This window comes from Pedobacter steynii, from assembly GCF_900103665.1.
Classification (GTDB): Bacteria; Bacteroidota; Bacteroidia; order Sphingobacteriales; family Sphingobacteriaceae; genus Pedobacter; species Pedobacter steynii.
The window spans coordinates 511647-534014 of record NZ_FNGY01000005.1; the positions used below are offsets into that span (position 1 = coordinate 511647).

Annotated in this window: 16 protein-coding genes; 3 read left to right on the forward strand and 13 right to left on the reverse strand. The window is 41.8% G+C overall.

Going from position 1 to position 22368, the window contains the following annotated elements; all coding sequences use genetic code 11:
- Positions 1-108 precede the first annotated feature (108 nt).
- From bglX to BLQ87_RS16635, 12 genes are all read right to left on the reverse strand, one after another.
- On the reverse strand, positions 109-2412 hold the full coding sequence (gene bglX, locus BLQ87_RS16580; protein ID WP_074608816.1) for a beta-glucosidase BglX: 2304 nt from the start codon (positions 2410-2412) through the stop codon (positions 109-111).
- A gap of 25 nt (positions 2413-2437) precedes the next feature.
- Positions 2438-3094: a GDSL-type esterase/lipase family protein gene (locus BLQ87_RS16585; protein WP_074608818.1), complete on the reverse strand. Its 657-nt coding sequence runs from the start codon at positions 3092-3094 to the stop codon at positions 2438-2440.
- Between the two features lie 7 nt (positions 3095-3101).
- Entirely contained in the window at positions 3102-4853 is a 1752-nt protein-coding gene (locus BLQ87_RS16590; RefSeq protein ID WP_083361908.1) for a family 43 glycosylhydrolase, read from the reverse strand.
- A 33-nt stretch (positions 4854-4886) separates the two neighbouring features.
- Entirely contained in the window at positions 4887-5324 is a 438-nt protein-coding gene (locus BLQ87_RS16595; RefSeq protein WP_074608821.1) for a hypothetical protein, read from the reverse strand.
- 72 nt (positions 5325-5396) lie between these two features.
- Positions 5397-6746: a glucoamylase family protein gene (locus BLQ87_RS16600; protein WP_074608823.1), complete on the reverse strand. Its 1350-nt coding sequence runs from the start codon at positions 6744-6746 to the stop codon at positions 5397-5399.
- A 12-nt stretch (positions 6747-6758) separates the two neighbouring features.
- On the reverse strand, positions 6759-8495 hold the full coding sequence (locus BLQ87_RS16605; protein WP_245723872.1) for a glucoamylase family protein: 1737 nt from the start codon (positions 8493-8495) through the stop codon (positions 6759-6761).
- Positions 8496-8517: 22 nt separating this feature from the next.
- The gene (locus BLQ87_RS16610; RefSeq protein WP_074608826.1) at positions 8518-9348 is read right to left on the reverse strand and encodes a LamG domain-containing protein; all 831 of its coding nucleotides are present in this window, start codon (positions 9346-9348) and stop codon (positions 8518-8520) included.
- 20 nt (positions 9349-9368) lie between these two features.
- Positions 9369-10856 carry a RagB/SusD family nutrient uptake outer membrane protein gene (locus tag BLQ87_RS16615; protein WP_074608828.1) on the reverse strand — a complete coding sequence of 496 codons (1488 nt, stop codon included), beginning with the start codon at positions 10854-10856 and terminating at the stop codon, positions 9369-9371.
- 11 nt (positions 10857-10867) lie between these two features.
- Entirely contained in the window at positions 10868-13900 is a 3033-nt protein-coding gene (locus tag BLQ87_RS16620; RefSeq protein ID WP_074608830.1) for a SusC/RagA family TonB-linked outer membrane protein, read from the reverse strand.
- 250 nt (positions 13901-14150) lie between these two features.
- Positions 14151-17051 (reverse strand): ligand-binding sensor domain-containing protein, encoded by a 2901-nt coding sequence (locus BLQ87_RS16625; RefSeq protein WP_074608833.1) that lies wholly within the window; start codon positions 17049-17051, stop codon positions 14151-14153.
- 15 nt (positions 17052-17066) lie between these two features.
- The gene (trhO, locus tag BLQ87_RS16630; RefSeq protein WP_074608835.1) at positions 17067-18005 is read right to left on the reverse strand and encodes an oxygen-dependent tRNA uridine(34) hydroxylase TrhO; all 939 of its coding nucleotides are present in this window, start codon (positions 18003-18005) and stop codon (positions 17067-17069) included.
- Positions 18006-18079: 74 nt separating this feature from the next.
- On the reverse strand, positions 18080-18334 hold the full coding sequence (locus tag BLQ87_RS16635; protein ID WP_074608837.1) for an SDR family oxidoreductase: 255 nt from the start codon (positions 18332-18334) through the stop codon (positions 18080-18082).
- A gap of 219 nt (positions 18335-18553) precedes the next feature.
- Between BLQ87_RS16635 and BLQ87_RS16640 the strand changes: the two genes are divergently transcribed.
- A complete protein-coding gene (locus tag BLQ87_RS16640) occupies positions 18554-19750 on the forward strand; it encodes a C1 family peptidase (protein ID WP_083361910.1) in 1197 nt (398 codons plus the stop codon).
- A gap of 108 nt (positions 19751-19858) precedes the next feature.
- Entirely contained in the window at positions 19859-20830 is a 972-nt protein-coding gene (locus BLQ87_RS16645; RefSeq protein WP_074608840.1) for a 2-hydroxyacid dehydrogenase, read from the forward strand.
- On the opposite strand, the gene BLQ87_RS16650 is transcribed toward BLQ87_RS16645, so the two are convergent.
- Positions 20821-21507 carry a S24 family peptidase gene (locus BLQ87_RS16650; protein WP_074608842.1) on the reverse strand — a complete coding sequence of 229 codons (687 nt, stop codon included), beginning with the start codon at positions 21505-21507 and terminating at the stop codon, positions 20821-20823. The two genes, BLQ87_RS16645 and BLQ87_RS16650, sit on opposite strands and share 10 nt — an antisense overlap.
- A 125-nt stretch (positions 21508-21632) precedes the next feature.
- Between BLQ87_RS16650 and BLQ87_RS16655 the strand changes: the two genes are divergently transcribed.
- Complete coding sequence (locus tag BLQ87_RS16655; RefSeq protein WP_074608844.1) at positions 21633-22367, forward strand: hypothetical protein; 735 nt, start codon at positions 21633-21635, stop codon at positions 22365-22367.
- Position 22368 lies beyond the last annotated feature (1 nt).

The following is a 22368-nucleotide window of genomic DNA, read 5'->3' on the forward strand; positions in this document are numbered from 1 at the left end:
TTATTGTAGGGCGGTTCATTTCCCAAAATTAAACAATTTAAGAATCATTTAAAAAAAATAAACCCTGACGGCATTTCTGCGGCCAGGGTTTATATGGAGTAGAAAGAACTAAAGCGTCAGCTGGAAGGAAGCTTCCGAATTATCTCTGGAGTTTGTTCCCACGAATATTTTAAAATCACCAGGCTCGGCAACAAATTTCAAATCTGCATTATAGAATTTCAGGTCCTCTACAGAGATTTTGAAACTGATGTTTTTGCTTTCTCCGGACTTTAAATTGATCTTTTGAAAACCTTTTAATTCTTTAACCGGGCGGGTAATGCTACCTGCCAGGTCTCTGATGTACATTTGAACGACTTCTTTACCCTCTACTGTACCTGTGTTTTTAACGGTGATGGTTGCGGTAATGGTTTCGCCAGCTTTAAACTTAGTCTTGCTCAGTTTAAGATTGCTGTAGTCGAAAGTACTGTAGCTCAGGCCATATCCGAAAGGATATAAAGGCTCATTGCTCACATCCAGGTAATTGGAGCGGAATTTCGAGAACCATTTCCCTTCTTCTAAAGGACGACCAGTGCTTTTTTGGCTATAATAAAGTGGAATCTGACCCACATTTTGCGGGAAAGTAGCGGTTAGTTTTCCGGATGGGTTTACTTTTCCAAACAAAACGTCCGAAATGGCATTTGCTGCTTCTGTACCGCCAAACCAGACATTTAAGATGGCAGGAACATTTTCATCCTCCCATTTCAGTGTTAATGGTCTTCCGGTGAACAATACCAGCACTACCGGTTTTCCAGTTTTTAGCAGGGCTTGCAATAATCTTTTTTGAGGCTCAGGAATGTCAAGGTTGGTACGGCTGGAGCTTTCTCCACTCATCTCAGAACTCTCGCCAAGCGCGGCAACAACGACATCAGATTTTTGAGCAGTTGCGACTGCTTCATTGATCATTTCTTCTTCGCTGCGGTTATCTCTCGGAATATCACGACCAAACATCGTGGCTCTTTTCTGATATTCAGGGTCTGTTAATAAATTGGCACCCATGCTGTGCAGGATTTTAAGATCGGTGCCTGCATTGGCTTTTAGTCCTTCCAAAAGAGAAATGGTGTTTTTTAAATCACTGTTTACGCTCCATGTTCCCGGCATGTTGCTTCCGGTATTTGCCAATGGACCAATCAGGGCTACAGTACCAGCTTTCTTAAGTGGCAGGATTTGTCCCTGATTTTTTAACAATACAAAACTTTGAGCAGCCGTTTCACGGGCTGCTTTCAGGTGTTCCGGAGTCAGGATTTCATTCTTAGCACGTTCTTCACTGCAGTAACGGAAAGGGTCTTCAAATAAACCCAGTTTGTATTTCGCTTCCAGTACCAGTCTGCAGGCATTGGTGATTTGTTGTTCCTTAACTTTTCCTTCCTGAACTGATTTTTTCAGGGTGGTTAAGAATCCTTCACCTACCATGTCCATTTCTACTCCTGCATTGATGGAAAGGGCAGAAACGGCCTGTAAGTCGCCTAATCCATGATCGATCAACTCATTTACAGCGGTATAATCGGTAACTACAAATCCGTCAAATCCCCATTGCTTACGCAATAAGTCGGTCATTAACCATTTGTTGGCGGTAGCAGGAACCCCGTTGATGTCGTTGAAAGAGGTCATCACACTTCCTGCTCCTGCATCAACTGCTGCTTTATAAGGAGGTAAATATTCATTATACATTCTGTGGAGACTCATATCCGTAGTATTGTAATCTCTTCCCGACTCGGCAGCACCATATAAGGCGAAGTGTTTTACGCAAGCCATCATGGTATTGTATTTAGACAAATCATCGCCCTGATATCCTTTAACCATTGCTTTCGCGATTTCTGAACCGAGGTAAGTATCTTCTCCTGATCCTTCAGAAATCCTGCCCCAACGTGGATCTCTGGAAATGTCTACCATAGGGGAGAAGGTCCAGTTTAAACCATCAGCAGTTGCTTCAATAGCAGCAATTCTGGCTGTTTTCTCGATGAGTGCCATATCCCAGGTGCAGGACAAGGCCAAAGGAATCGGGAAAGTAGTTTTATAGCCATGAATCACATCCTGACCAAAGATGATCGGGATTTTTAAACGGGTCTGATTCACCGCGATTTCCTGTGCTTTACGGATTCTGGCAGGGGTGGTCAGGGAGAAAATTCCTCCTACCTGTCCGTTTTTTATTTTGCTTTCTACGCCTGTACTCACTACAGAGCCAGTGGTTGCTTCTCCGCCAGTCAGCAGGTTGAGCTGTCCGATTTTTTCCTCCAGCGTCATTTTTGACAGGAGGTTTTTAATAAAGGTATTCATCTTTTGATCGGCCGCTGTTACCGCTTTCTTTTGTTGTGCAAAGCCGGAGCTCAGACTAAAAAGGGCGGCCAGAAAAAATAAGTAAGTCGCTTTTCTCATTATATGTTGTTTTTATGTGTGTTCGTTATTTAATCAGGTGAGGGGTTATGGCTTTGATCCAGATGGCATAACCTTCCTGGTTCATGTGGAGCATATCTTCCAGAAAAAGCTCTGGGCGGACTGCATTGTTTTTTAACATTTTGCTGTTTACATCCAGGAACTGGGCATTTTTATAATGACTTAGGTATTCCTTAATCAGGGTATTGGTATGCGTGTTTGTTGCGGAAAATTTAGTTCTGGAAGGGCTGTTTTTTATGGAGAGATACAACACCGGAACATCTGGAAATTTATTTCTGATGCTGGTAAAGAAGCTGGAAAATCTGTTTAGGGTTTCCAATGCACTGACACCGTCTACGGCAATGTCATTCTCTCCGCTATAGATTACCACTTGGCGGGGCTGATAAGGATACACCAGGTCGGCCACATAATAGTTGGCCTGGGTCAGGGTAGAACCACCGAAACCTCTGTTGATGGCATGGTAATCTTTAAAGACTGTTTCCAGGCCTTTCCATTTCTCAAATGAAGAACTACCTACAAACAGGATCCCATTTTTTTGAGGGATAGTAATGCTGTCTTTGTGTTTGAATTCCTGGATTTCTTTCCAGAAGGCTGGTTTTTCCTGAGCTAGTGTTGTTCCGCAGCTAATGCTCAATAAAACCAGGAAATAATAAAATCGCTTCATTTTTTGTTTAGTTAATCGCCTGCACTTTTGTTCTTTCGGAAAGGCCACTTTCATTAATGGCCTCGATACTGAAATAATAAGTTTTTTCCTTATCCATTCCTTTAAACCAATATTCGTTTGCATTGTGAACCATAATGCAGTTGTATAATTTGTCCGGGTCTGTTCCCAGATAGATGTTGTAGGCATAGGCATCGTTTGACATTTGCCATCTGATCCATGCGCTGCGTTTGTCTTTTTCCGTTCTCAGGATGATAAAATCTTTAACCATTTCCGGTTTGGAGAGGTTGCTGTTTCCGAAGACCCTGAGTCCGCTGATGGCAAATTTTCCGGTTGGCATGTGGATGTTTTCCAGTTTGATGAACCTGGCTTTGATGGGTTTTTCCAGTTCGACATAATCATGTGGCACATCTTTTTTATTCTTGCTTTTATCTGCCAGGATTTTCCAGCTGCGTCCATCCACAGAATACCAGAGTTTATACTGATGGTATGTGCTTTGTTGTTTCCCTAAAAAGGCAGCATCCTGATCCGCATAATTAATTTGTACCGCATTGACAGTAGAAAGGGTACCGAGGTCAGACTGGATCCATTCTCCTCTTTGATCAGAAGCGGCACTCCAATAGGTTCTGATGCTTTCGTCGACTGCATTATTGGCATTATAATTTCCCGAAGTGGAAGACACACTTACGGGTTTATTGTAGTTGAGTAACATCCATCCGGTGAAGCCGCTTTTTAAATGATTTGTGGCTTTATTAGGAAGGTAATGAGGATAATCTCCAAAAGCAGCATCCATATACATCACATCGTCTTTATCGAAGCCTGCCGGCCAGATGCCAATACGTCTTTCAAAATTGTTTTTAATGCCCAGTACCATCGTTGAAACATGCCAGTAATTTTTCCAGTTGTCCTGGAAAGTAGCCCCATGTCCGGCACCACGGGCAAAGCCCCCGGGTTTATAAGAGAAGGGGAGCGACTGATGTTCGAATGGTCCGAGTGGTGTTTTTCCAATTGCTACGCCATCGGCATAACCGCTGAATTCAGTGGCAGGCGCACCGTATTGAAGGTAATATTTGCCATTGTGTTTGGTCATCCAGGCACCTTCCATAAAAGGATCGAGAAAAGTATTGTCCAGATTTTCTCCGAAGCGTTGCCAGCCATAGCGGTCCGGATTCAGGAGTAGCAGTTCTTTTCTTGTTCCTATGGGCTGGAAAGTTTTTCTATTGAGTTCTACACCATAGAGCGGATAGACATTACTGCTGCCATTGTACATATATAGTTTTCCGTCGTCATCTACAAAATGTGCAGGATCCCATCCGCCAATTTCAAATTCATGAACTACCTCTTTCCAATCATTGCCCTTAGGGTTGGTGCTCATCCAGATGGGAAAGTTGCGGGAATAGGTGGAACCGAAAACAAGCATGGTATCACCTTGTATCCACACAGAAGGGGCACATAAATCGTCGTATACTTTGTGTTCCGGTCTTAAAAATGATTTGGAGACAAAAGTCCAGTTGTTCAGGTCCGGGCTCCACCAATAGCCCCATTGGTTAGTGGAAAACAAATAGTAATCGCCTTTATAATTGACAATTACCGGATCAGCCGTGGCCCTGTGTTTTCCCTGAGTGGCAAAATTTGGGATAGGGGTATATCCATAATCCAGGTTAACCGGATTACAATAGGTGAATTGTTTTTGCTGTGCAAATGCCACGATGCTTTGCAGGAAGCAAAATATGAAAATCGTTAAGTGTTTTCTATTAGACATTATCAATGAGTTAAATGTTTAGCCAGTACCATTTTAGTTGAAGATTTTTATTTGCGCACAGCTTGGACATGCAAGTGCCATTCCGTTCGCAACCAGTCCGGTGACCTTGGTTTTGTGTTCCCAATAGATCCACATGTCGTGCGCCCCTCCGGTAGAAGATAAGCTGACATTATAGATGTCATTGTTTGCCGGCAGATACCCCAGCGCGATTGGGTTGTTGGTATTTGGCGGAAGATAATAAGAAACATAACCTCCGGAGGTTGTGTTCCATAATTGTACATAAACGCCGTCGATGGTACTGTTCGTAGCCATCAATGGAATTTGTGCCTGTATTTTCTTAACCTTTGTTTCTGAATTTATAGTTGTTTTTAAAGGGGTGTTTTTATTGCTTTTTGCAAAAGAGTTATTGGATGGACTTAAGAGTACAACGGTTAATAAGAGAGCTGTTAAAGCGGTGAGGGTTCTTTTCATAATTTTAGATTTAAAGTTTAATGGATATGATATGGCTAAACATTTATAAATTGAATCCCCCGATTCTATAAATTACTTAATTGCAGGCGTGCTAAAGCCTAGTTTTGTTAATCCCTTTTGTACGTCCGGGCTGCTCATGAATAATTTCCACAATAAGCCGGTCCGGTAGTTTTCAATCATGACAATGATCGGTCCCTGATCAATGGCGAGGTGAGATTTGGCCACCCAATTGTGCTGTTCGCTAAAAGCATCAGCAAAGCCATATTCTGTCCAGAGCTGATCACCCATGTCTTCGTAAAAATGTCTTAAAGCCTGCATGGAATATTCCGGTGTGTAAGGAAATGCGGATAAAGCTGCGGTAGGTGTGATGACCCCCAAATCTTCCGCAGGAGAATGAGCCGCATAACCCTGCCAGCTATCGCTAGCCGTTAAACCCCAGCTTTTTGCACTATATCCTTTGTAGTTTTTAGGATTTTCGATGCAATAAGCCCTGTTGATCAGGGTATGATTTTTATTTTGTTCCCAATAGTCTGCGTATTTATCTTTTAATCCTCTTGGATCTAGTCCGAGATAAGAATAATGAGAGAAGAACAATGGGCCACCTCCATCAAAACCTAAGGGAAGCGTGATGTTATTGAATTTTTTGCCGTTGAAGAAGGTATTGCTCATGGCCCATCCTTCGTCGTATACTTTTTTATCAATGGCGTATTTAGGTGCAGATGCAGCAAGGACATAGGTCATCAGGCATTCGTTGTATCCCTTGATCTGGTGGTTCATGCTCCAGCCATTGTTCGGGCTCCAGTGCCAGTAAAGCACATTCTGGTTTTGAGTGAACCAATTCCATTCGATGCCTTCCCACATCCATAATATTTTATTTCTGATGTCTCTTTCGGTGGCATTGTCGACGGTATAGTATTGACGCGCTGTTAGCAATCCCTGAAAGAGAAAAGAAGTTTCTACGATATCGGCACCATCGTCTTTAGGACTGAAGCGGATGGTTTTTCCGGTTTCGCCATTTAGCCAATGTGGGAATGCGCCATGAAACATATCGGCTTTCCAAAGGAAGTCTACGATCTTTTTTGTTCTGGCTGCTGCCTGTTCCCGGGTAATAAATTTACGTTCTGAAGCCACAATGGTGGCCATGATGCCAAAACCGGTTCCTCCGGTGGTTACGACTTCATTTCCGTATTCAAAGGCCACATTGCTGCGCTCACGCGCCATTCCGCTTACCGGATGTGCAAAGTCCCAGAAATAACGGAAGGTTTGTTTTTGTACGAGATCCAATAACTGGTTGTCGGTTAAATTCTTTTGTATTTTTAGCTCTGGTTTGATACCTTCCGGATTTTTCTTTTGTGCGCTGACCTGCTTAAATGAGCAAATAACGATGAGCATTAAACAGGTATGGCGTAAGTGTCTTTTCATTTTAAGTCGTTTTTATAAATTAGGGCTGGTAAAGCCGAGTTTTTGCATTCCTGATTTTACTTCAGGAGCGCTCATAAATAAGTTCCATAACAATTTGCTTCGGTGGTTTTCAATCATAATGATAATGGGGCCCTGATCAATGGCCAATGTGGAGCTTGCGAACCAGGCATCATGCAAGGAAAACGCATCTGTGAAGCCATAGTCCGACCAGATTTTATCGCCAAGTTTATAGTAAAAATATTTTAAAGCCTGCATGGATTCTACCGGAGTATAAGGAAAGGAGGAAAGGGCAGCAGTAGGAGAGATGACACCATTGTCGTTGTTAGGTTCATGAGCCAGATATCCGTTGATGTCGTCACTTGCAGTGAGACCCCAGCAGCTTTCTCCGTAACCATAGAAGTTCTTCGGGTTCGCTTTGGCATAATTGTATTGGATCAGGCTATGCGCTTTTGTTTGGGCTTCATAATCTGCATAAGTATCTTTAAGGCCTATAGGATTGATTCCGAGGAAGGAATAATGTGAGAAGAATAATGGGCCCCCATTAACCGGTCCCAGTGGTAATTGTACATTGTAAAAGTTACCTCCATTTTTCATACTTCCGTTATTTGCCCATCCGTTGTCATAAACATTTCTTGGGATGCCATGTGTGGTAGAGGAAGCGGCCAGTACATAGGTAATCAAGGCTTCATTCCATCCTCTGATGGGCATATTCATATCCCAACCCAAGGTTGGACTCCAATGCCAGTAGAGGGTGTTTGAATTGTTCTTTCTGAACCAATCCCATTCTACTTCATTGTAGATGGTGCTAATGTCTTTTCTTAATTGAGTTTCTATAGGGTCAGGGTTATTGAAAAATTGCCTGGCACTGAGCATGCCTTGCATTAGGAATGAAGTTTCTACCAGGTCTGCTCCATTGTCTTTTGGACTGAATGGTATTACTGTCCCTGTATTTCCATCCAGCCAATGTGGATAAGCGCCATGAAAACGTTGTGCTTTATCTTTTAGAAAAGCGACGATTTTTTGCATTCTGCCAAGTCCTTCGCTGCGGCTGATGAAACTCCTGTGGACACCAGTGATTAACGCCATAATGCCAAAGCCGGATCCTCCTGAAGTCACGAGGTTACCCGACGTATTTCTTTCTCTGGAAAGCCCGCTGTTTGGGTGGGCAAAATCCCAGAAATATTTAAAGGTTTGTTTTTGAGCCAGGGTCAGGAGTTCGTCGTCGCTGATTAAAGGGAATTTATCCGCGGGATCAACCTGGGTTGTGAAATTTACGGTGATGGCGCTGTTTAAATTTGCTCCTGTTCCTGCTTTTAAATTCGTTTGTATGTCAAGGAAATATTTGCTGATGGATTTTAGAGGGCTGAGGGGCTTGATGATCAGTGTCTGATCATTGTTCTCGTACGTGATTTCTGTTTTGACGGCATTTCCATCTTTATCTTTCATCAGAATGGCACTTGCTACGGAAATTTTATCAACAGGACCGGAGAAGGAAATCTTAAATACCGGACTGGCATTTAAGCCGTAATAGCTGTAGCCACTAAAAAGCTCATTTACTTTTAACGCTGTAAAGGTAAATGAACCTGCTGGCGGTTTTATGGGCTCAACGGGAATGGGTGTGTCCTTCTTCGCACAAGATAACAACAGCAATAAGGCACATGAATAGAGATAATGTCGTAAAGTCATGTCAAAAGGGATCGGTGATTTTGTAAAGCGTTGCCAGATTACTCCGGCAACGCTCTGAGACAATGGTATTTTACAGTTGAAGAGATTATTTTCCTCTTCCTTCTAACTTCGTGATTGAGCTGATTTCATCCACAGTGAGTGCTTTATTAAAGATTTTCACTTCGTCTAACTGGCCGATTAAAGAACCTGCCCATGACTCTTTACCCGCAGTTGTTGACAGGCTAGGTGTGGTTTGGAACTGAAGGGTTCCGAACACCATTTTGGTAGCATTCTGGAAGGTAATCGGCCCGTAGTTAGGAACATTGAGTGCCTTACCAATTTTACTCCCATTTAAATAGAGCGTGAAATCTGAAGTGGTCTGATTGTAACTCAGGGCGAGGTGATTCCATTTTTTCCATGGATTCGGTACCGTATAAAGCTCAGACCAGGCTTCCTTACTATTGCTGTTGATATGGAATTTAATCAAACCTTTTGTTGCATCGCCACCATTTTCAAGAAAGATGGTGAGATTTCCCCATCCTGCAGCGGAGTTCGCAATGTCAATGAGTCCGGTTGCTGCGGTGTTGAGATCCGACTTAAACCATAGCATCGTGGTAAAGCTTTTCAGGTTTTGCACATCAGTGGGGGTATTTGAAACGACATAGCCGTTTGCTGCTACTTGTAGTGCTTTTCCTTTTACTCCGGCAGAGAAGGAAGTCCCTGTAGGGGTGCCGACTGTTTTGGAAACACTGTCGATGGTGCTGTCGTCAAAAGACCATTGTGCAATTAAATTAGCAGAGGCCACCTGTTTGGAGTTGGAATAGCCACCAATATTTAATGCAGGTGCATAACTGGAAGGATCGAATTTTTTTGTGCAGGAGGAAACAGCAAAAGAAAGCGCTAATGCCGACACAATATATGATAAGTTTGTTTTCATGTTGTAAGGTTTAATTGGGATTAATAACCTGTGTTTTGAGTAAGTACGCCCACACTAATGTCTATTTCATTTTGTGGGATTGGCCATACTTCATTTTTATTTGCTTTCCAACCTTTAGGACCAAATACTACCGAGGCTCTTCCCTGACGGATCACATCAAAGTAACGGTCAGATTCCATAGCAAGTTCTACTTGTCTTTCGTGATAGATGGCCGTACGTAGAGCTGCCTGATCAGTGGTGGTTACTTTTGGCAGGATCGCATTATTGCCTTGTCTTGCTCTTACCCTTACAAGCTCTAAAGATGAGATCGCCTGACCTGAATTGCCCAATTCATTTGCAGCCTCTGCATTCATCAGTAGTACATCTGCATAGCGTAATACCCTTACATTTTGCTGACCTCCTCTTGGATTTCCATTATCCCATGGAGAAGCAAAAGGAACATATGCTTTGTGGTTGTATTTTGTCGGGTCACCAGGATTAGCCGTAATTGCGTCCCCTTCAGTTGTAGTCGTTCCTACATAAAGAATAGTCGCGGTTCTGCGTGGATCTCCGGTTTCATAGGCACTTTCCAGGGCTGGAGTAGGTACATTAAAGCCCCAGTATCCGGTTTGGGTTCTCACGCCCTGAACTTGTGCGTACTGGCTGTTACTTGCGTCTTTAATGCTTGGATTATAGACACATTGAATTTCAAATATAGATTCTGAGCCGTTCTCGTTTCTTTCCCGGTAAAGAGTCTCGTAATTTGAGAATAGGTTGTATCCCAAGCCCATTACCGTATTTGTTAAAGAAAGGACCTGATCCCATTTCTTTTGATACATGGCTACTTTTGCATGTAGTGACATGGCTGCCCCTTTTGTGATGCGGCCCTGATCGGCAAGAGAATAAGTTACAGGTAATATTGCTTCAGCATCTTTAAGGTCATTTTCTATGGCTGCCCAAACCTCTGCTTTTGGCGTGCGTGGAATATTAAATTCTGAAACTTCTTTAGGAACCTTCAATTTCAGCGGAACATCTCCAAAAGCCCTTACCAGTCTGAAGTAGGAATAAGCTCTGATAAATTTTGCTTCAGCCAAATAACGGCTTTTCAGGTTTTCGTCCATAGTAATGCCCGGAACGTTATCTAAAACCTGATTGCATAGATTGATGTTTTGATATTGGCCTTCCCAGAATCCAAGGATTTGTCCGTCTGTAGCAGTAGCCGTGAAATCATCAAAATTGTTCAGGTAACTTGCATCATTTGGCGTACTTCCTTTTTCGGCTTCGTCGGAGCCTATGCTTTCTACCGCCAGTGCCGGAAATGCGGTGTTTGACCAACTGCGTAAATTGCCATATATGGAACTTACAGCAGCGGTTGCATCATCCTGGCTTTTCCAAAAGGTTTCCGCCGGTTGTTGGCCTTGTGGATCTACATTTAAGAAACTTTTCTTGCATGAAGTACTGAATAAGACGCTGCCTGTAATGATTACAGTACATACCTTACGCAGGTTTATATTTTTATATATATTCATCTCTTTAGTTGTTAAAAAGTAACGTTTACACCGAAATTATAAGTCGCATATAATGGATATACGTTCACATCTATACCTGCGCTTGTTGGAGAGTACTTATCAGTCACCTGTTTGCTGATTTCAGGGCTAAATCCTTTGTAGCCAAATAAGTTGACCGGATTTTGTGCATTTGCAAATACCCTTATTTTCTGCATTTTCCACTTACCTAATACAGATTGAGGAAGGGTATAGCCTAATTGTACATTTCTTAACCTGATATAGGCACCACTTTCAACATAATATGAATTCGGGGCAGCATTATTGGTAGAACCGATATTTACAGAAGGATACTTATTTGAAGTACCTTCTCCATGCCACCTGTTGTCATAGAAGTCCTTAGAGAAATTCTCATTACCAAATCTTACGCTCTGGTTTGCGTTATAGACATCAACTCCTGCAACGCCTTGGATATCTACAGCAAGATCGAAGTTCTTATAAGCAAAGCTTGTGTTTAAACCATAGTTGAATTTAGGGTTAGGATTGCCGATAGCTACCCGGTCATTGCCATTAATTACACCATCACCATTCTGATCTACGTACTTGAAATCCCCAGGTTTAGCCGAAGTTTGTGCAGAACCGGCAACCTCTGCAGTGTTCTGGAAAATACCGTCTACCTGATAACCATAGAACTCGCCAATAGGTCTGCCTAAAAGTGTTCTGGTCGCTTTTGAACCATTTGCCAATCCACCACCACCAGAGTAGATCGGGTTTTTACCTGAAACGGTTGACTTAACTATGTTTTTGTTATAGCTGAAATTTCCACTGATGGAATAGGTCAGGCCTCCCTCAGTTTTATCTCTCCAGGTAGCCATGAATTCATATCCTTTATTCTCGAAATCGGCCTGATTGCCAATTTGAGTAGCAGCTGTTAAACCAATATTTGAAAATACCGGGATTTCAAATATCGCTTTTTGAGTTGTTTTGTTATAATAGTCTGCCTCTATGCTCAATCTGCTATTCAGGAAGCTGGCTTCGAAACCAAGATCTACACCTGAACTGCGTTCCCAGTCCAGGAAAGCCGGCACCATCGTGTCTATATTTTTTCCAGTGTAAGCAATGCCATTAAAATAGGCTACATATCCTCCTTTTTGACCAATTAATTGGTTGGTTGGATTTAGAGGTACACCAGCATTTCCTACTTTACCCCAGCTTCCACGTAATTTCAGGCTATTGAACACTTTTTGATCTTGCATGAACGCTTCTTTAGTCACGACCCATCCTGCACCAATGGAAGGGAATTTCCCCCACAGGTTTCCGCCACCAAAAAACTGGGAAGCGGCGTCTGCACGCAGAGAAGCATTCAAGAGATATCTGTCTTTATAAGAATAATTGATCCTTCCGAAATAGGACACGGCAGTATTTAATTCGCCACGATCACTAATGGTACGGTTGGCTGCGTCACCTAATCTGAGGTAAAGGTCGCCCTCACTAGAAAAGGGTACATTCATTGCGCTGGCGTTAATTACATATAGTTTTGATTTTTGTGCGGTCTGGCCAGCCAAAACAGTCAGGTTATGATCGCCAAAAAGCTTTTTATAAGTTAGCGTGTTTTCAATAATCCAGTTTCTGGTTTCAGATCTGTCAATCCCTAGCTTGCTGTTGTCGCTTTGCTGCCCTTGGGTTGCTTTGTAAACCGGATCATAGATTCTTACCTCATTCTGACCGAAATCTCCTCCAATGCTGGTCTTGAAGGTCAGATCTTTAAAGATGTTGAGTTCTGCATATACATTTCCAACCAATTTATAGTCTTTAGTTACACCGTTGTAAAAATCGGAGGTAACTTGAGGATTGAAGTTGTTTCCTCCACCCAGACTAAAATCATTTGGATCGCCATAAGTACCATCGGCATAAAAAACCGGTACTACAGGACCAGCGGCGTAAAGCTGGCGGAAGATACCTGTATTGATGTCTCTGGTTTTGCTGGAAGTCCCTGAAACGCTATAACCAATCTTTAAAGGCTTTAATACTTGAAAATCATTAGATAATCTGGCAGTGTAGCGTGTGTAGTTGTTTTTTTCAACAATACCATCCTGATTTAAATATCCCAGGGATAAGTTATAAGTACTTTTTTCACCACCACCACTGACCGACAGCTGGTGATTGGTCACCATTGCATTTCTAAGGAGTTGTCCGTACCAGTCTGTTCCAACACCAAAACTTCCCGGGTCTTTAAATAAAGGTGGGTTTCCTGATGAAGCCGTCAATTCATTGATCAATGTTGCATACTCGGTAGCATTGGCCATTTTTAGCTTATTTGTTACGCTTTGATAACCAACAGTTCCGGTATAGTTAATTATTGCATCGCCTTTCTTTCCTTTATTGGTGGTGACCAGTACTACTCCATTGGCAGCCCTGATTCCATAAATAGATAAGCTGGATGCATCTTTTAAAATGCTCATGCTCTCGATGTCGGCAGGATTTAAGAAGTTAATGTCTTCAAACCAAACTCCATCCACAACATATAAAACACCAACCTTACCGTATACTGTTCCGGTACCGCGGATCGTGATCTGAGGAGAAGTACCGGGCGCACCACTGTTTGATATGGCGATACCGGCAACCTTACCCTGTAATGCACTTACGGGATTTACAGAAGCTTGTTTAGAAATTTCGTCTCCCTTTATTGTAGCGACTGAACCAGTTACATCAATTTTTCTTTGTGTACCATAACCCACTACAACTACCTGATCCAGTTGTTGAGCAGATGAGGCCAATACAATATTGATGGTCGTTCTATTGTTTACCGGTACTTCTTGTGTCGTATAACCGATATAGGTAAATACCAGTGTCGCGTTCGCCGGGGCGCTGATGGAATAGTTTCCATTGACATCTGTTTGCGCTCCTGTTGTTGTCCCTTTTACCTGTACACTTACTGCCGGGATAGTGGTCTTATCACCTCCGTCAGTAACCTTTCCTTTCACAGTAATGTTCTGTGCGAAGGCTGTATAATTAAAAAGAAAACAGAGAAATGTTAAAACAGAAAATTTTGTAAAGATTCTTTTCATGCTCGTTTAAGTTTTGTTTAATTGTTTGTTAAATCTCTGAGACTATAACCGCTATTACAAAAAAAAGGCCTATACATTTATACATCAGCGGTTGATGTGTAGTGTTTTAAACGCCTTGTCCAAATCAGTTTTTGGCCTAAAAATGCGGTTCTATGACTTATTAGGCAAAATTATATATGGTTGCGCAAGGTTTTGCTGAAATGCAGAAATGTGGGGGTAAAATCTATCGATGTGTGGTAATGATGTAGTCCTAAAGTTCCATTAAGAACTCAACAAGGTTCTTGTCGTGTGGGATTTCCAGCTTTTTTCGAAGTCTGTAGCGTCTGATTTCTACACCTCGCAGAGAAATGTTAAGTAATGATGCCATTTCTTTACTGCTCATATTCATGTGCAGATAAGCACATAGTTTCAGGTCGTTTGGTACGAGGTCAGGGTGATTTGCTTTTAATTTTTTGAAGAAGCTTTCATGTGCTTCGTTGAAGCTGCTCTCGAATAAATTCCAGTCGCGCTCATCGTTCATTCCTTCGTCAATTACCTTTTGGATTTTTCGCAGCTGATCTTCCGCCAATGGTTTCCCATTACCATCCTTTAACTTCAGAATTTCCTGACTCAGCTTTTGCAATAATTCGTTTTTATAGACAAGGCTCATCGCCGAATTTGCGAGTTCCCTGTTCTTACCGGCCAGCTCGACCTGTAACTTTTCAGTCTGCAGTTTGATGATTTGCCTTTCCGTTGCCTCAGCTTCCTTTTTAAGATAAGCTTCTTTTTCTGCCTGTAGTTTTTTGGAAATGGCCTGCTGGTCTTTCTTTAGCTTTTTCTCATAAAGACGTTTTGAAGAGATGAGCAGGGCAATGGTTGCTAAGAGGTATAGGGCTATGGCCCAGTTTGTGGCATAAAAAGGAGGGAGGATGCTAAATTCAAACACGGTTTCTTTACTCACCAGCTCATCATTGATCTTGGCCCTTACTTTAAACACATAACTTCCCCTGCTGAGATTTGTAAAATCTTTCTGCGAGGCAGGGCTCCAGTCTGACCATTGTTTGGAATAGCCCTCCAGATAGTACTGGAACTTTACTTTTGCCTGCCGGTAATGGGGAAGGGAATAAGAAATCCTGATGTTGTTCCTGCTAAAGGGGATTTCCATCTCAGATCCATTACTTCCAATTTCACTCAGGGTGTGGTAAGTATCGGTAATGTCTTCTATCCTACGGATGAGTACAGAGGGTAAAATTGATTTTTTGCTTTCTGTCTGGCCATCAGTTCCGTTATAAATGACGAAGCCATCATCCACGCTGATCAGGTAGATGTCGTTGCTGATCTTACTGATATTTTCGTAGTACTGAACCATTCTGCCATCAAGAATGCTGAACCTGTTGGAATCGATGCTGAGCTTACCCGGCTGCGTGAAGTGAACCAGTCCCATTTTACCGCGGTTAATGAACCAATATCTGTTGAGGCCGGCACTGATAATCTTGTTGGAAGTAGAAAATCCTTTTAATCCCTTATTGAGCTCTTCGTAGTTTTTAAAACGGTTACTGATCTCATCATAGATGAAAAATCCCTGATCAGATGAGAAGACAAGTTGGTTTGCGATTTTAAAGATATTGATGTTATAATCGTCAGGGAGGCCATTGGTTTCATTGTAGGGCCAACTGGAAATGACCTTTGTAAGGTCCGGACTTAGGGTCAGTTTGTAAAGTCCTTTATAGGCATGACTTACCCAGATATCGCCTTTTGCATCCCTCTCCACATATCGGGAGGGTGCGTCAAAGCCGGAAATTTTATGGTGAAATCTCCAGGTGCCTTTGGGATCCTTCTTATAAATGACAAGGCCATTATAGGTTCCCTGGATCAGGCAATCCTGGCCGTCGTCCAGTTTTTTGATGGTCCAGCCACCGTTGGCGCTGGATATTTTCTCCAGCTTATTCCCGGTCACATTAAACGTACCGTTATTGTGTCCGCAAATCAATTGCCCGTCAATAATAGAAAGGTCCCAGACCTGTCCCTGAGAGCCAGGGATCAATTTAAAATCAAAAGAACTGAAGAGGTCTTGCCCTGAAGCCCATGGACTGTAGAATAGCCCCTGATTGGTGCCCAGATAAATGGTATTGTTGTAAATCAGGCTGGAATAAACGGTTCCGAACTGTCCGGTTTTGTCAAAATAGAAATATAGTGGGGAATTGAGCTCTATACGGTCTATGCCATTGTCGAGTCCTGCCCATAGGTTTTGGTCGTTATCAGCGTAAAGACTAAGGACGGTGTTGTTCTGTAGGCCACTGGATTTATTGATGCGCTGCACGATATTTCCCTGTTCATCAATGATGATCAGTCCGTTTAGTATCGTCCCGTAAGCATAATATTTATCTAAAATTTTTACCCCATTATTTAACTGATAGACTTTTAGGAAGGCATTAGCAGGAGTATTTAAAGGTGTAAAGTTATTCCCGTCGTAAGTGAACAGGCCGTCTTTGCTGGTTCCAATTAACAAGCTTCCGTTTTTGTAAGGTAAGATCGACAATACGTCGGTGGAGTTTGCAGGCGTACTTCCTTTTAATGGAACCAGTTTATCGTTAATCAGTTCAAAAAGCCCCTGGCTAAGCACTTCTACAAAAAAACGCTTTCCTACCTGGTGAAGAAACAAAAATGGATGGCCTGCTTTGACAACCTTTATCTTGTTGTTTTCGTAGATATAGATGGTGTTAAACGATTGAAAAATTACCTTTTTTCCCTCTGAACAAATCTTCCAGATCTCATCTTTTACGGCGCTTGTCTTGGGAACAAGCTTTGTTAACGAGGTGTAGCTTAACTTCCTGTTTTTATTAGACCAATAACCGAGTTCTCCAAATCCACCGGTATAAATGATTCCGGAAGGATCTGCAAACACCGAGCGAACAATTTGTCTGTTCGGCATTTTGTATTGCTGCCAGTATTTACCATCATAGGTAAGCAAGCCCTGTGCATTTCCAAAATACATAATGCCCTGTTTATCCTTGGTAATTGACCAGTTCTGATTTCCGGAAAGGTATACCGATTTGGGATAATTTTGTACATAGGGAACCCCAATACTTTTAATGTTTTCTGCAATAGCGGAGAATGAAATAAACGCAAGCAGGATAGGGAATAAAAAGTATTTGAGGTGGCCGATCTTCATTAACGACTAAGATAGTTATTTAGCAGCAACGTTTACAGGTTGAGGTACTTTTACATAATATCCGGTTCCGTCATAAATGCGTTTACGCGGGTTGGTGGTACAGGCTACAGAGCAGCAGCCTTGTAATTCTTCCCCACAGGCATCACACTGTGTGATGTGCTCGTTACATTCCGGATTGGCACAATTGATCATTTTCGGTGTAACTGTCCCGCAGTTAAAACATTTGGAAACGATACTTGGATTTACCGAGTTGACATCAACCGCAATGCGGTTGTCAAAGACATAACATTTACCTTCAAAATCTTCTCCGCCGGCTTCTTTACCATATTTGATAATTCCGCCATGAAGTTGATATACATCGTTGAAACCGTGATGCAACAATAAAGCCGACGCTTTTTCGCATTTGATTCCACCGGTACAATAGGTGAGTACTTTTTTGTCTTTATACTGCGCAAGCTCATTGATTTTTTCCGGGAAATCCCTGAAATTTTCAATATCCAGCGTTACCGCGTTTTTGAATTTACCCAGATTGTGCTCATAATTTGAACGGACGTCAAGAATGATGACATCCTCATCGTCGATCATCTTTTGAAATTCTACGGGTTCCAGGTGTTTACCTGTACGCTCATTGGGATTGATGATGCTTGTATCTCTTAATCCTGAATGCACAATTTCCGCTTTATAACGGCAATGCATTTTGATGAAAGAAGGCTCATCTACCTCGTCAATTTTGAATTCTGTTTTAGCGAAACGTTCATCGGCCTTAATGGCAGCCATATAGGCTTGACAAGCTTCTTTAGTCCCGGAAACGGTACCGTTTAATCCTTCATTGGCTACAATAATGCGCCCAACAAGGTCTAGAGATTTACAAAATGTAAGGTGATTGGCAGCAAATTGTTCTGCTTCTGCTATGTAACTATAGCAATAGTAAAGTAGGGTCTGGAATTTTTTCATATATTCATTGATACTGTTGCATACAGCGTTTAATGCAGCGCAAAGTTAAGAAAGATAAATGATATAGGAAAAATCTAAATGGAAGGTGTGCATCCGCCGTCTACCCGGATACTGGTCCCTGTTACATAGGATGCCGCCGGAGAAGCAAGGAAAGCAACCACATTGGCAATTTCTACTTGCTGTTTTTCAGAGAAGTCGGCAACCTGATAGCTATGCTGCTGATCCTGATCGCAGGGTAGCTGTAGAACCGCACTTTTTAAGGTCGCTTCATTTCTGGCCATCAGAACGCAATTGGCACCAAGGCCAGCTAAAACTTTTGCCGTTGCCAACCCGATACCCTGCGTACTGCCGCAAAATTAATGCGTATTTTCCTTTTAATGAGATGTCCATATCCTGATGTAAGGATGAAATTATGGAAATTTTCCGCAAACACGTTCCGTAACATTCTTTTTAAGCTGTTGTTGACTGAAAAGAATATTGTTAAGTTTGCCTTCGTCATTATAAATCATATCCTGATTTGTGAGGCGGATTAAATTTAAACACATAAAATGACTAAAATTTCTATTAAACCGGTATTGATGGCTGCAGGCCTTCTATTCAGTGCTGGTAGCGGATTTGCGCAAGATGATCTTGTGAATTCACTAAAAAACAACCAAAGTACAGACAGTAAAAATAGTTTTGTTTTTACTCCGGTGATCAACGCAGAGGCAACTTCTGTTAAAAACCAAAAATCATCGGGAACGTGCTGGAGCTATAGCACGAACTCTTTCTTAGAATCAGAAATGATCCGTGCAGGTAAAAAGCCAGTCGACCTTGCAGATATTTTCACTGCCCGTAATGCGTATATCGAAAAAGGAATCAACTATGTGCGTATGCATGGTGCTTTAACGCTTGGCGACGGTGGTGCATGTCATGATGTAATCAATATGTTTGCTTTATATGGTGCATTGCCTCAGGAAGTTTATAATGGCAGAGATTACGGAACCGCAGCAAACAAGTCTGATGACATGAATAAGCTGACGAAAGCCATTCTTGAAGAAGCGGTTAAAGCACCTAACGGAAAGCTTGATCCGAACTGGAAAAAGAAATATATCGCTACGATAGATTCATGCCTTGGCGCGGTTCCTGAAAACTTTATGTTTGAAGGTGAAAACTACACGCCAAAAACTTTTGCTAAAGAAGTGGTAGGGATTAATCCAGCAGATTATGTGGAGCTTTCTTCTTTCAATACTGCTCCTTATTATACAAAAACGGTATTAATGGTTCCAGATAACTGGTCTTATGATCAGGTATATAATGTACAGATGGATGACATTACTAAAGTAATTGACAATGCTTTGAAAAAAGGATTTACAGTTGCCTGGGCTACCGATGTAAGTGAAAAAGGCTTCAGCTGGAAAAATGGTGTTGCTTTTGTTCCTGAAAAGGACTTTGAAAGTATGTCGAAAGAAGAGAAATCAACGATGTTCAACGGACCTAAAGCTGAAAAAGAAATTACTACTGAATTGCGTCAGGAAGCATTTGACAATTATCAGACTACAGATGATCATGGAATGCAAATCACTGGTATTGCAAAAGATCAGAACGGTAAAGAATATTATATCGTTAAAAACTCATGGGGTGCAACCAACGATTATAAAGGATACCTGTACGTTACCAAGAATTTTGTGAAATATAAAACCACCGCGTTCTTGTTAAATAAAAAAGGTCTTCCATCTGACATTCGTAAAAAGCTTAGTCTTTAATTAGTTATCTTGTAAATAAAGAAGGCGGCTCCAAAAAATTGGAGCCGCCTTCTTTATTTTGAGAACATTTGTCCGGGAGGGTTGTTTTTTTTATATAAAAGAGGATTTATGAAAGTATTTGTAACCAGGGTGATTCCGGAAGAAGGAAGAAAATTGATGATTGATGCGGGTATTGAAGTGCAGGAGTGGAAAGAAAAACGAGCACTTAGTAAGGAGGAACTCATTGCTCATACCAGGGATTGCGATGCATTATTGAGTGTAAGTACCAGACTGGACAAAGATTTTCTTCATGCTTCCAGACATCTAAAGGTGATTGCTTTACATTCTGTAGGTTATGATAATGTAGATGTTGAAGCGGCTACTGCTGTTAAGATTCCGATAGGTAATACGCCTGGTGTATTGAGTGGGGCAACTGCAGATACTGCATTTTTGCTGATGCTTGCCACTTCCAGGAAAGCTTTCCATATGCATAAAAGCATTATAAAAGGGGAATGGGGCTTTTTTGACCCCACAGCAAATCTGGGCATAGAATTAAGAGGTAAAACATTGGGTGTTTTTGGCTTGGGGAAAATCGGACTGGAAATGGCGAAATGTTGCATCGGCGCATTTGGAATGCAAGTGATCTATCACAACAGGAACAGAAACGAAACAGCTGAAAAAGAATTAAATGCCAGCTGGGTTTCTTTTGATGAACTGCTGGAACAAAGTGATGTCCTTACTGTACATACAGCGTTAACCCCGGAAACAGAAGGGAAGTTCGACCGGTCTGCTTTTAATAAGATGAAACCCCACTCGATTTTTATCAATACGGCAAGGGGGGCAATTCATAATGAGCCGGATTTGTTAAGCGCATTGCTAAAAAAGAAGATCTGGGGAGCAGGGCTAGATGTAACCAACCCTGAACCAATGCATCCAGATCATCCTCTTTTAAATATGCCCAATGTATCCGTTCTTCCCCACATTGGCTCTGCAACAGAAGAAACGCGGGCGGCAATGTCTGTTCTGGCTGCCAGGAATATCATTGCTGGCCTCAAAGGAGAACGAATTCCGTTTGTCGTCAATCCCGACGTTTATAAATGATTCCGGGTTACTTTACCCTTGACGAGAAATATTCGCTTAATGACCTCTCTTTGAATAACTGTATCTCCTTTAAATTCAGGATTTAGGGAACGCAATACAATCTTTTCCGGGTTTGGATCTTCAAATAACAGTTTTACGGTGGTGATGTTGTTCGCCCGCTCATCGGCCACCACCAGGTAAGCCTCGCCCCATTGAATGATGTCCCGGTTTCGGATCTCTTTTACAATAATAATCTCTCCGCTGGTGAATTTAGGATACATGCTGTCTCCATAGATAGGAAGGTAAGCATCGCAATCATTAAAAGGCCGGTAATTCACATAGTATTCCGGAGGGTCCTGAAAGACCTGAAGTTCTCCAAAGGTCATTTCAGTGAGATTTACATTGAAAAAAGGGACCCCTTCTTCCAGATGAGGCTGTTGCTCTGCAGGATCGTCAGACCTTATAAACATCTCCCCCATACCGGTATTGAGGTATCTGGGATTAATTCTATGGTATTCCAGGATTTCCTTTGAAAGTCTTTTCCCAATTCTTCTTCTCCCACTTTCAATAGACGAACAGTTCCCTATATGTTTGGTGATTGGGGTATAAAACTGGGATAGGGTCATCTGTTTTGTTAATCGGACTTCCCTCAGCCTTGCGCCGGCTTTGTCGGTCTCTAAATAAATGTTTTTTCTCATAGCTTTATTTATTGTCTTAATTAGTTTGTCTTTTGATTAATTATTTGTAAGCTTGTATTAATTATTTAGCTAATATAATATTTTAAACTATAATTATTATATCATTAATTAAAAATTCGTGTATTATGAGAAGACGGTATGAGGGATTAGAGAATCCCGGTTTCAGGTATTTGGTAGAAATAGAAGTTAAAAACCCATTATTGGTGGTGGAGGAATTTTTTGATGCGACTGATCTGGAGTTGTTCAGGCAGGAACTACGTTTGTTATTCAGCCTTTCTTTTGGTAATTCTGTTTATGGAGAAGAAAAGGTATATGACCGGTCCAGGCTGATGTGTGTTCATCAGTATGCCACCCGCCTTATTGAAATGGCCTGGATACTGTTAAATGATGATGATATAGATTTGGTCATCCGGGAAGGGGATCCGCTTTATCAAAGCAGGGGAATGTGGAGAGAGACTTCTTTTATAGAAATGCGGAAAAGATTATCAGATGACGTTATGAAAAACTGCCGTGTACTGGAAGATCAGGAAATCAATAATATAAAGTTTGTGTTTAATGATATCTTTCAATATCAGAGTCTTTTGGCATGGCAGGATGAGCTGGATATGGTCTTGTTTTATAGTATGCGGTCTACGCCGATGTCTGAGGAATGTGACAATGGACACCTCGCCTTTGCCATGTATGAATTGCTGGAAAAACTATTGGAATGTACTCATGTGATCCATGAGGTTAAAATCAAGGCAGATGAAGGTTGGAATGTGCTGCCCCCGGATGCGGATGTCATAAACAAAGACTACAATTATTCTCCGCCTGAGCTCATTATGAGCCTTTACCATCGGATGTTAAGTTTTGGAAATTGAG